Source organism: Pseudomonas sp. F8002, from assembly GCF_013385495.1.
Lineage (GTDB): Bacteria > Pseudomonadota > Gammaproteobacteria > Pseudomonadales > Pseudomonadaceae > Aquipseudomonas.
The window spans coordinates 368,474-378,961 of sequence record NZ_JACAPW010000001.1; the positions used below are offsets into that span (position 1 = coordinate 368,474).

Below are 10,488 nucleotides of genomic sequence, written 5' to 3' on the forward strand. Positions count from 1 at the left end.
GACCGGGCTTGCCGGTGAATGCACCATTAAAAAGGCGGGGCCAGGGCGTGAGGTGATAGATAGATACGCGGATGACCGTTGGGCGCCCTTCATCAAACTGTCACTGAACTGTGGCAGCGCGCTTGTACAAAGTTCATCAGACTCGCGCTCTACTGGGGTTCTGCGTTTCGGTGTTTTTCATGCGCGTGTTGTTTTTCATGGCCGCTCTGTTATTCGGCCTGCCGTCCTTTGCGGCTTCTCGATGTGATGTGAATGTCCCGACTGAACGGGTTGATCTGGACCAGGTGAGCCTGGCCTACCAGAGCATTGGTCGTGCCTCCGACCCGGCCTTGCTGCTGGTGATGGGCCTGGGCGGGCAGTTGATCCACTGGCCGGACGAAGTGGTGGTAGCCCTGTGTGAGCAGGGCTTTCGGGTGATTCGTTATGACAACCGTGATGTCGGGCTGTCCACCTGGCGCCAGGCACCGGCCAGCGCCAACCTGACCTTCGAAGTGCTGCGCTACAAGCTCGGCCTGCCGGTGGCGGCGCCCTACACCCTGACCGACATGGCGGACGACGCACTGGGCTTGATGGACGGCTTGCACATCCAACAATTCCACGTGCTGGGCGCGAGCATGGGCGGCATGATCGCCCAGCACCTGGCGGCCATGGCGCCGCAACGGGTGGAAAGCCTGACGCTGATCATGACCAGCTCCGGCGCCGAAGGCCTGCCGGCACCGAGTGCGGCGCTGGTGCAACTGTTGTCGCGCCGCAGCGCGCCCAATCGTGAAGTGGCCCTGGAACAACAGGCCGACCTGCTGGCGGCGCTGGGCAGTCCTTATGTGAAGGATGATCGCAAGGTGCTGTTGCAGCAGGCGGCGCAGTCGTACGACCGGGCGTTCAACCCTGACGGTGTGAAGCGCCAGATCATGGCGATCCTTGCCGAACCGAGCCGAGTGCCGTTGCTCAATCAACTGCGGGTGCCGACGCTGGTGGTGCATGGCACGGCCGATCCGTTGTTGCCGGTGATGCATGGAGTGCACCTGGCGGCGCATATCCAGGGCAGCCAGTTGCGGCTGATTCCGGGGCTGGCCCATCGTTTCCAGGAGGCGTTCAAGGCGCCGTTGCTGGCGGCGGTCTTGCCCTACTTGCAGGAGCATCGGCAGGATGCGGCGCATTGGGCGCAGATCGACCCGGTGGTGCCTGCGAAGGTTTTGTAAGGGCTTGACGGGGTGTATCGTGGGACCTTTCCGGCGTTTAATGCCAGCGAGGTTGCCTAGTCATGAGTACTCCCCTGAAAATCGATTTCGTCAGCGACGTGTCGTGTCCCTGGTGCATCATTGGCCTGCGTGGCTTGACCGAGGCCCTGGACCAACTGGGTCCGGAGGTGCAGGCCGAGATTCATTTCCAGCCGTTTGAGCTGAACCCCAACATGGCTGCCGAAGGGCAGAACATTACCGAGCACATCACTGAAAAGTACGGTTCCACGGCTGAGCAGTCCCAGGCTAACCGGGCGCGGATTCGTGATATGGGTGCGGAGTTGGGGTTTGCGTTTCGTACCGACGGGCAGAGTCGTATCTACAACACATTTGATGCGCATCGTCTGTTGCATTGGGCGGGGATTGAGGGGTTGCAGTACAACCTCAAGGAAGCATTGTTCAAGGCGTATTTCACTGACCAGCAGGATCCGTCTGATCACGGGACGTTGGCGGGGATTGCCGGGGGTGTTGGGCTGGATCGTGTGCGGGCAGAGGAAATTCTGGCTTCGGACGAATATGCCGCCGAGGTGCGGGAGCAGGAGCAGTTGTGGGTATCTCGCGGGGTGACTTCTGTGCCTACCATCGTGTTCAACGACCAGTATGCGGTGAGTGGTGGGCAGCCGGCTGAGGCGTTTGTCGGGGCGATTCGGCAGATTATCAGTGAGGCCAAGGGCTGAATGGGGCTGTCAGATAAAAATCAAAAGCAGCCGACCTGAGTGTTAGAAGCAAACGCAGAGCCGCTTTATGTGGGAGCGGGCTTGCTCGCGAAGAACCAGAGGGCGCCGCGTTGAATCAGGATGCCCGAGTCATCGTTAACGACCTTCGCGAGCAAGCCCGCTCCCACATTTGGAGCGTGCCCGCCTTTGATTTTGCTGTTGCTTCAATCAAACTTATAGCTGATGGCCGTCTGCACCTGCCCCTGATTCACATCCCCGGTCTCCTTGACGATGCTGCTATTGGCCGCTGACCCCACCAGGTGTATCCAACTGGCACTGGTCAACAGCGACCACTTCGCATCCAAAGGAAACTCAAAACTCTGCGTCAACGTCAGGTTCTGAAACCCGGCACTGGCGTTATACGGCCGAAACCCGGAGGCCGCAGCCTCATTGGCATCCACCCCGAAAAACGTCTGCGCCTGGCGGGCATCGGCAAAGTGCGCCATCAGGCCGGTGCTGCCGATAATGCCGCTCCCCAACGGATAACCCAACTCGCCGCCGAGCTTGCCCACCACGCCGCTTTGATCACGCGCCCCGCCCACGGCCTGGCCCACCTGTGCATACACCCGCCAGAAATCAGCCGGAGCGTATTGGATGAAACCGCCGATCTCGGCCATGTCCGAAACATCGCGTAACCCACGCAACGAGCCATTGGCCGTGCGCCCCGGCAGGTAATTGATATAGGGCCCCGCGGTAAAACCGTTGGTATTGAGCGCACTCCAGGTCAGCCCATCGTCGGTACCCAGGCTGACACTCCCCCAATCCAGATCGAAATACGGGATCGGCCGCGTTTCGTAGCGGCTGCCCGTCGGATCATGGGGCTGATAGCTGACGCCTGCGCCGACCTCGCCGGTAATTCCGTCCGCCAGCGCAGCGCCGCAAATGCCCCACAGCCCCAGCAAACCGGTGAATACAGCAAAAGTAACCCTGAACATGGAGCCATTTCCTTTTGTGAACATGCGCGCATGAACGCGCAAACACCCGACCTTAGGCAAGCACTCATCTAGGTTGTAGCAAGCTACAAAAATTGTAGCCAGTTCCGACACAACCAAATGCAAATACCCGCCAAACCCTTTGAAAACAGGGGGTGCGAGCACTTGGCACAGTCCATGCTCTAGCACTCTGCAAGCGCAACAGCGCGCTCCTACTTCATAGGTAAATGCAGATGATCCACTGGCATATCGTGTGTGACTTCGACGGGACCATCACCCCTACCGACGTCATCGACAACGTCCTCCAACGCTTCGCCGGCCCCGAGTGGGAAACCATCGAGCAGGAATGGCTGGATGGGCACATCGGTTCGCGCGAATGCCTGAGCCGTCAACTGGCGCTGATCAAGGCGACCCCGGCCGAGTTGCTGGCGTATTTCGACAGCGTCGAGATCGACCCGGACTTCCCGGACTTCGTCGACCATGTCATGGGCCTGGGCGCTTCCATTGAAGTGGTCAGCGATGGCATCGAACAAGGCATCGCGCGGATTCTCTCGCGCAACTACGTGACCTTGCTGCCGATCCTCGCCAACCGCCTGCGCCAGGTCGACCAGAACAGCTGGCGCATCGACTTCCCGTATGCCAGCGACGCCTGCCGTGCCGCCTCCGGCAACTGCAAGTGCAAGTCCACGCCGCGCAACAAGCGCGTGCTGGTGATCGGCGACGGCAAGTCCGACATGTGCGTGGCCTCCACCGCCGACTTCGTCTTCGCCAAGGCCAGCCTGGCCGACTACTGCGAAGCCAACAACATCCCTTACGCGCGGTTCGACACCTTCGCCGAACTGCCGGCATTGCTGGCCAAGCTGCCTCAGGGCATCGCCGCCAACGCCACCTCCTTCAGCACCTCTTCCGACAATCAGGAACTCTTCCACCATGTCTGATATCCGCATCGCTACCGCAGAAGACCAGGTTCTTCTGGATAAAGAAGCCAAGTACTGCTCCTACGGCGACACCGTTCACTACATCGACCCGCCGCGCATTTTCAGCCGCTGCGAAGGCTCCTACGTGTGGGACACCGAAGACCAGGCTTACCTCGACCTGCAAATGTGGTACTCGGCCGTTAACTTCGGTTACGCCAACCCGCGCCTGAACAACGCGCTGAAACAGCAGATCGACACCCTCCCGCAAATCGCCAGCCAGTACCTGCACAAAGGCAAGATCGAGCTGTCGGAAATGATCGCAGTCGACGCCAAGAAAAAATTCGGCCTCGACGGTCGTGTGCACTTCAACGTGGGCGGTTCGCAGTCCATCGAAGACTCCCTGAAGGTGGTGCGTAACGCCACCAACGGCAAGAGCCTGATGTTCGCCTTCGAAGGCGGCTACCACGGCCGTACCCTTGGCGCTTCGTCGATCACTTCGAGCTACCGCTACCGTCGCCGCTACGGCCACTTCGGCGAGCGCGCCAACTTCATTCCGTTCCCGTACCACTTCCGCGGCCCTAAAGGCATGACCAAGGAAGAATACGGCAGCCACTGCGTGCAGCAGTTCGCCCGTCTGTTCGAAACCGAATACAACGGTGTGTGGGACCCGAAAGTCGGCCAGAGCGAATACGCCGCCTTCTACGTCGAGCCGATCCAGGGCACCGGCGGCTACGTGATCCCGCCGATGAACTTCTACAGCGAGCTCAAGCAGGTCCTCGACCAGCACGGCATCCTGATGGTCGTCGACGAAATCCAGATGGGCTTCTGGCGTACCGGCAAGCTGTGGTCGATCGAACACTTCGACGTCAAGCCGGACGTGATCGTCTTCGGCAAGGCATTGACCAACGGCCTGAACCCGCTGGGCGGCATCTGGGCCAAGGAAGAGTTGATCAACCCTAAGATCTTCCCGCCAGGCTCCACCCACTCCACCTTCGCGTCCAACCCGTTGGGCACCGCGGTAGGCCTGGAAATGTTCAAGATGACCAGCGAAGTCGACTACGGCGCGATGGTCATGGCCAAGGGCAAATACTTCCTGGCCGGCCTGCAAGAGCTGCAAAAGCGCTTCCCGATCATCGGCGACGTCGACGGCCTGGGCCTGGCACTGCGCTGCGAAATCTGCGGCCCGGACGGCTTCACTCCGGACAAGGCGACCCTGGACTACATGGTCGAGGAAGGCATGAAGGGCGACATGGTGGTTGACGGTCAGAAACTCGGCCTGATCCTCGACGTGGGCGGCTACTACAAGAACGTGATCACCCTGGCACCGTCGCTGGAAATCAGCTACCCGGAAATCGACCTGGGCCTGAAGCTGCTCGAGCAACTGCTTGTGCGAGCGACCAAACGGTGAGCAGCCACGAGATCGACCTCGGTGAAGGTGATGCCGGCTTCGTTCTCGGTAGCGGTCCGATTGGGATCTTGTTGATCCACGGCCTGACGGGCACCCCGACGGAACTCCGTCGGGTGGCCCAGGGGTTGGCCAAGGTCGGTAACTGCACGGTGTACGTGCCGACCCTGGCCGGCCACTGCGGGGACAACAGCGACCTGCAAGCCACCGGCTGGCAGGACTGGTACGAAGGCGTGCGCAAGACCTTCGTCGCGGTGAAACAGCGCCACGAGCAGGTGTTCGTCGGCGGCTTGTCGATGGGCGCGGTGATGTCGATGTACGTGGCGTCGCAGTTCCCCGGCCAGGTTGCCGGCTTGCTGATGTACTCCACGACGTTGAAGTACGACGGCTGGAGCATCAACAAGATGGCGTTCATCACGCCCTTGCTGATCCGTATTCCCTTCGGTGTGCGCCTGTTCCGCTTTACTGAAAAGCCGCCCTACGGCATCAAGAACGAGCGCCTGCGGGCGATCGTCGAGCGGCAGATGAAGGAAGGGGAGAGCAGCGAGGCGGGTCTCTTGACCATGGAGGGCGTCACGGTGCGCGAGTTGCACTGGATGAATGCCGTGGTGAAGAAGCTCATGCCATCGATCAAGACCCCGGCCCTGGTGCTGCATTCCATCGAGGATGACATCACCAGCCGTTGGAACGCCGATTACGTGGAACGCCATCTCGGCGGCCCCGTGACCAAGATCCTGCTGGACAACTGCTACCACATGATCACCGTCGACCTGCAATACCGTCGGGTGATCGAGTTGAGTGCCGAGTTTGTCGGGCAGCACGCACACGCCACAGAGGCACCTGAAGATTATCGACAGCTAGCTTGAACCCTAAGGATTTGACGTGATCACCGCCCAAGCCTTTTCGACCATTCGGGCCATCGAACGCAGTGCCTGGAACGACTGTTTTCCCGATGCCCTGGAGGATTGGGACTATTACGTGGCCGTGGAAAATGCCGCTATTGATGACTTTCAGTGGCGCTACCTCGCGGTGTTTGACGATGCAAGGCTGGTGGCGGTCGCACCGGCGTTCATCACGCGGTATCGCCTCGACACCACCGTGTCAGGCGTAGGCAAGCGCTTTACCGAGCGCCTGGAGCGACTGTGGCCGGGTGTTTTGAAGCTGGGCCTGTATGCCATCGGCTCGCCGGTGGCGGAGCAGTGCAATGCGGGCATCGCCAGTCATGTTGCCGAATCCGGGCGCGAGGCGTTGCTTGCGCAGTTACTCGCCGCCGCACGCCGGGATGCCGATGCGTTCGGCGTCGGGCTGGTGGCGGTCAAGGATGCACCGACCAGGGACGAAGGCTGGTCAAACAGCTGCCTTGGCGCGGGTTTCCAGAGCATGCCCAGCCTGCCAACGGCCTTGTTGCCGATCCCTTTTGGTTCAGTGGACGCCTACCTCGGTTCCCTGGACAAAGCCACCCGCAAGGACCTGCGCCGCAAACTGCGTGCGCCGGGGCCGCGTGTCGAGTGGCGACGCAACATCGACGACGTACTGCCGCGCATCATGGCGCTGTATGAGGCCACCCTGGAACGCTCCGACCTGCAGTTCGAGCGACTGCCGGCAGGCTATTTCACCGGTATCCTTGAACAGCTGCAGGAACGTGCGGTCTGTGTGCTTTATTGGGTGGACGAGCAACTGGTGGCGTTCAACCTGATCCTGTTGAACCAGGATCGCCTGATTGACAAGTTTTTCGGCGAAGACAGTGACTACAGTCGCGAATACAGCCTGGCGGTGCGCAGTTGGTTAACCAACATCGACTACTGTATTCGCAACGATATTGCGTTATATGAATGTGGTCAGGCCGGCTATGCCAGCAAGTTGCTGCTGGGCTGCGAGTTCCAGGGCAACAGCATGTTTTTCCGCCACCGTAACTGGCTGGTCAACCGTGCGCTGTTCGTTGCAAAAGTGTTTCTCCGACCGGATCGATCCGACCCTGCCATGGCTGCTGCGATAAGCGAAACCTGATGATCAACAAGACCCGCCAAAAAGCCCGCCCCTTTGCCATTTCGCGTTGGAGCGTCCAGCGCAAGCTGGTGTTGGCGTTCTGGCTGGTGACGGTGATCCCGACGATGATCGCGGCGGAGCTGGCCGCGACGACGCTGTCGCAGATCTTCGACAGTAACGTGCGTATCTGGCTGCAGGAGTCGACCAAGATCGTCAAGGACGAGATCGGCGACATCCTCCACGACAACGCCCGGGTCGCCCAACTGTTCCTGCGCTATACCAAGCCGCCGTCGTCACGCCAGGCCGAGAAACACGACAAGCTGACCGCTGATATTGCCGCCGCCACCGACATCGACGTGGTCGCGCTGATCCGCAGCAGTGACCACAAAATCGTGTTTACAACCGCCGCCGACGACATCGTCAAGCAAATAAACCTGGCCAGTAATGCGGTGTTGCAGACGGTCGAAGTGGGTGGCGTGACCACCGGGGTTGTGGTGTCCACCTTCGAGACCAGCGAGGACGGCGTCGATTATCAACTGCTGGTGGCCACTTATCTGGACAGCAGTTTCCTGACCAGCGTGGCCGATGTGCATTCCCTCGACCTGCGCTTGTACCTGGCCAACCCCAGCGGGTTTTCGGAGATTTTCTCCACCCAGCGCTTTGTCGATCACCCCGCGCGGATTCCTTCGAGTATCGAATCTGCGCTGCGCAGCACCAAGCAGCCCAGCGAACAGTTCACCAACAACTACAGCGGTTTGTACTGGCCGATCTTCAACGATGCCGGCGAGCTGCAAGGGGTGATCTTCAGTGGCTTGCTGCGCCATACCAGCCTGGTGGGCCTGGTGAACCAGAGCAATCTGTTCGTGTTGATCTTCCTGCTCAGCTCGGCGTTGTCCCTTGGTGCGGGCATGCTGGTGTCCCAGCGCCTGACCCGGCCATTGCGCGATCTGTCCGAAGGCGTCAGCGCGGTGATCTCGGGTAACTATCAGCATCGTGTGGCGGTCAGCGGCGGCGACGAGCTGGCGCAACTGAGCAGCACCTTCAACCACATGACCGAGCGCCTCGGTGAGTTGCATCACCTGGAAGCGCAACTGCGCCGCCGCGACCGCCTGCATGCACTGGGCGAAGTCGCGATGGGCCTGGCCCACGAAATCCGCAACCCGCTGGGCATTATCAAGACGGCCACCCAGTTGCTGCATCGCCGCGCCGATTTGCCGGAAACCGACAAACGCCATCTCGAATACGTGATCAGCGAAGTCAGCCGGATCAACGACCTGATCACCGAATTCCTCGACTTCGCCAAACCCAGTGCGCCGCTGCGCACCGTGCAGGCGGCACGCCCGGTGGTGGAGGAGATCCTCGGCTTCTGCGGGCCTGAGCTTGCGACCCATAACATCGACGCGCAAATTGATGATGCGGCTCCCGGTGCGACGATTTATGCCGATGCCAAGCAGCTCAAGCAGGCGTGCCTGAACCTGATTCTCAACGCCATCGATGCGATGCCCGGAGGCGGGCGCCTGACCCTGGGCATCCACAGCGTGGGCGGCAACACGGTGATCAGCATCGGCGATACCGGCGAGGGCATTGCGCCGGACATGATCGAGCGGATCTTCACACCATTCGTCACCACCAAGGCCTCGGGTACGGGGTTGGGTCTGGCCAAAGTCTTCTCGATCATGGAAAGTCATGACGGCAGCATCGAATGTGTCAGCGAGACAGATGCCGGCGCCACCTTCAGCCTGTACATTCCGGCCCAGGGTGCAGACGACGGCGATGATGAGGATGGTGATGACGCATAACGTATTGGTAGTTGACGACGAACCCAAGCTCTGTGACTTGCTTTCGTCGGCCTTGAGCCAGAGCGGGATCCAGGTGTTTACCGCCGGCAACGGCCTGCACGCGCTCAAGGTGCTGGAGCAGGAAGACATCGACCTGGTGATCAGCGACTGGCGCATGCCCGGCATGGACGGGCCGGCGCTGCTGGCGGAAATCAAGGTGCGCTACCCGCAGTTGCCGGTGATCGTGATGACCGCCTACAGCACCGTGAAAAACGCGGTGCAGTCGATGCGCAACGGCGCCTACGACTATATCGCCAAGCCCTTCGATATCGACGAGCTGGACATCACGGTGGCGAAGGCCCTGCAGTTTCGCGACATCATGCGCGACAACGCGCGCATGCGTGCCGAGCTGGATGAACATGCGCAGTTCGACAGCCTGGTGGGTGACAGCCCGGCGTTCCGCCGCGTGCTGCACGCCGTGGACTCGGTGCGCGACAGCAACGCTACGGTGCTGCTGACGGGCGAAAGCGGCACCGGCAAGGAGATGGTCGCCCGCGCCATCCACAAGCACGGCAACCGCGCCGAAAAGCCGTTTGTGGCGGTCAACTGCGCGGCAATCCCCGAAGGTTTGCTGGAAAGCGAGATGTTCGGCCACCGCAAGGGCGCCTTTACCGGCGCGGTGGCGGACCGGGTCGGGCGCTTCATGCAGGCCGACAAGGGCACGTTGTTTCTCGATGAAGTGGGTGACATGCCGTTGGCGTTGCAGGCGAAAATCCTGCGGGCCTTGCAGGAGCGGGTGATCGAGCCGGTGGGTGACCCGCGCGAGCGCAAGGTGGATGTGCGAGTGATCGCTGCCACCAACAAGAACTTGCTGGATGCGGTGGCGAACAAAGAGTTTCGTGAAGACCTTTACTACCGCTTGAACGTATTTCCGATTCCGCTGCCGGCCTTGCGTGAGCGGGTGGAAGATATCGCGCCGCTGGCCCGGCACTTTGCCCAGACCTTGAGTGCCACGGCGGGCAAACGCATCACCGGTTTCAGCCCCGAGGCGTTGCAGGCCATGGCGGCGTATTCCTGGCCGGGCAATATTCGTGAGCTGCAGAACTGTGTGGAACGGGCGACCATTGTCGCGGCGACGCCGGTGATCGAGGATATTGATTTGCCGGCGTATCTGTTTGCTTCGACGCCGGCTGAGGATGGGGTGGGCGCGATACTCAGCAACGGGCCGGGTGTGCCGCAGGATCTGGATGCGGCGCTGGCTGAGGTTGAGAAGGCTTACATCATGGCTGCGTTGCAGGAGAGCAACGGGGTGCAGGCTGCGGCGGCGCAGAAGATCGGGATTTCCGAGCGCAGTTTTTGGTATCGGTTGAAGAAGCTGGGGATTCAGGTGGACAAGATTGTTCGCTAGGGGGCTAAACCTGTGTTCGGCCTCGGGCTTATTGGGGCAGTCAGGTCAAGATCAAAAGCAAGAACACGGCGGCCTGAGAGCCGACCTGAGTGTTAAAAGCAAAGACCA

The 10,488-nt window shown here is 60.7% G+C and carries 9 protein-coding genes; 8 read left to right on the forward strand and 1 reads right to left on the reverse strand.

What is annotated here, in order from left to right:
• The first annotated feature begins 179 nt into the window (after window positions 1–179).
• Window positions 180–1,199, forward strand: a complete 1,020-nt coding sequence (locus HX811_RS01655; protein WP_177044488.1) for an alpha/beta fold hydrolase — start codon at window positions 180–182, stop codon at window positions 1,197–1,199.
• A 62-nt stretch (window positions 1,200–1,261) separates the two neighbouring features.
• Entirely contained in the window at window positions 1,262–1,915 is a 654-nt protein-coding gene (locus HX811_RS01660; RefSeq protein WP_177044489.1) for a DsbA family oxidoreductase, read from the forward strand.
• 203 nt (window positions 1,916–2,118) lie between these two features.
• Here the strand turns inward: HX811_RS01660 and HX811_RS01665 are convergent, their stop codons facing one another.
• Window positions 2,119–2,889 carry a MipA/OmpV family protein gene (locus HX811_RS01665; protein WP_177044490.1) on the reverse strand — a complete coding sequence of 257 codons (771 nt, stop codon included), beginning with the start codon at window positions 2,887–2,889 and terminating at the stop codon, window positions 2,119–2,121.
• 230 nt (window positions 2,890–3,119) lie between these two features.
• On the opposite strand from HX811_RS01665, the gene HX811_RS01670 reads away from it, so the two are divergent.
• The 6 genes from HX811_RS01670 to HX811_RS01695 are packed head-to-tail and all read left to right on the forward strand — an operon-like array spanning window position 3,120 to window position 10,380.
• Window positions 3,120–3,824: an MtnX-like HAD-IB family phosphatase gene (locus tag HX811_RS01670; RefSeq protein ID WP_177020513.1), complete on the forward strand. Its 705-nt coding sequence runs from the start codon at window positions 3,120–3,122 to the stop codon at window positions 3,822–3,824.
• On the forward strand, window positions 3,817–5,211 hold the full coding sequence (locus tag HX811_RS01675) for an aspartate aminotransferase family protein (protein ID WP_003216473.1): 1,395 nt from the start codon (window positions 3,817–3,819) through the stop codon (window positions 5,209–5,211). Before HX811_RS01670 ends, HX811_RS01675 begins: the two co-directional genes overlap by 8 nt.
• A complete protein-coding gene (locus tag HX811_RS01680) occupies window positions 5,208–6,074 on the forward strand; it encodes a carboxylesterase (RefSeq protein ID WP_003216475.1) in 867 nt (288 codons plus the stop codon). The genes HX811_RS01675 and HX811_RS01680 overlap by 4 nt, the downstream gene beginning before the upstream one ends.
• A gap of 16 nt (window positions 6,075–6,090) precedes the next feature.
• Window positions 6,091–7,215: a GNAT family N-acetyltransferase gene (locus HX811_RS01685; RefSeq protein ID WP_177044491.1), complete on the forward strand. Its 1,125-nt coding sequence runs from the start codon at window positions 6,091–6,093 to the stop codon at window positions 7,213–7,215.
• Window positions 7,215–8,993 (forward strand): HAMP domain-containing sensor histidine kinase, encoded by a 1,779-nt coding sequence (locus HX811_RS01690; protein ID WP_102369840.1) that lies wholly within the window; start codon window positions 7,215–7,217, stop codon window positions 8,991–8,993. The genes HX811_RS01685 and HX811_RS01690 overlap by 1 nt, the downstream gene beginning before the upstream one ends.
• A complete protein-coding gene (locus HX811_RS01695; RefSeq protein ID WP_177044492.1) occupies window positions 8,983–10,380 on the forward strand; it encodes a sigma-54 dependent transcriptional regulator in 1,398 nt (465 codons plus the stop codon). Before HX811_RS01690 ends, HX811_RS01695 begins: the two co-directional genes overlap by 11 nt.
• Window positions 10,381–10,488 lie beyond the last annotated feature (108 nt).

Coding starts and splice junctions, on each gene's coding strand:
- HX811_RS01675 (WP_003216473.1), top strand. CDS start 3,817: ATGTCTGATATCCGCATCGCTACCGCAGAAGACCAGGTTCTTCTGGAT.
- HX811_RS01665 (WP_177044490.1), bottom strand. CDS start 2,889: ATGTTCAGGGTTACTTTTGCTGTATTCACCGGTTTGCTGGGGCTGTGG.
- HX811_RS01695 (WP_177044492.1), top strand. CDS start 8,983: ATGACGCATAACGTATTGGTAGTTGACGACGAACCCAAGCTCTGTGAC.
- HX811_RS01690 (WP_102369840.1), top strand. CDS start 7,215: ATGATCAACAAGACCCGCCAAAAAGCCCGCCCCTTTGCCATTTCGCGT.
- HX811_RS01670 (WP_177020513.1), top strand. CDS start 3,120: ATGATCCACTGGCATATCGTGTGTGACTTCGACGGGACCATCACCCCT.
- HX811_RS01655 (WP_177044488.1), top strand. CDS start 180: ATGCGCGTGTTGTTTTTCATGGCCGCTCTGTTATTCGGCCTGCCGTCC.
- HX811_RS01660 (WP_177044489.1), top strand. CDS start 1,262: ATGAGTACTCCCCTGAAAATCGATTTCGTCAGCGACGTGTCGTGTCCC.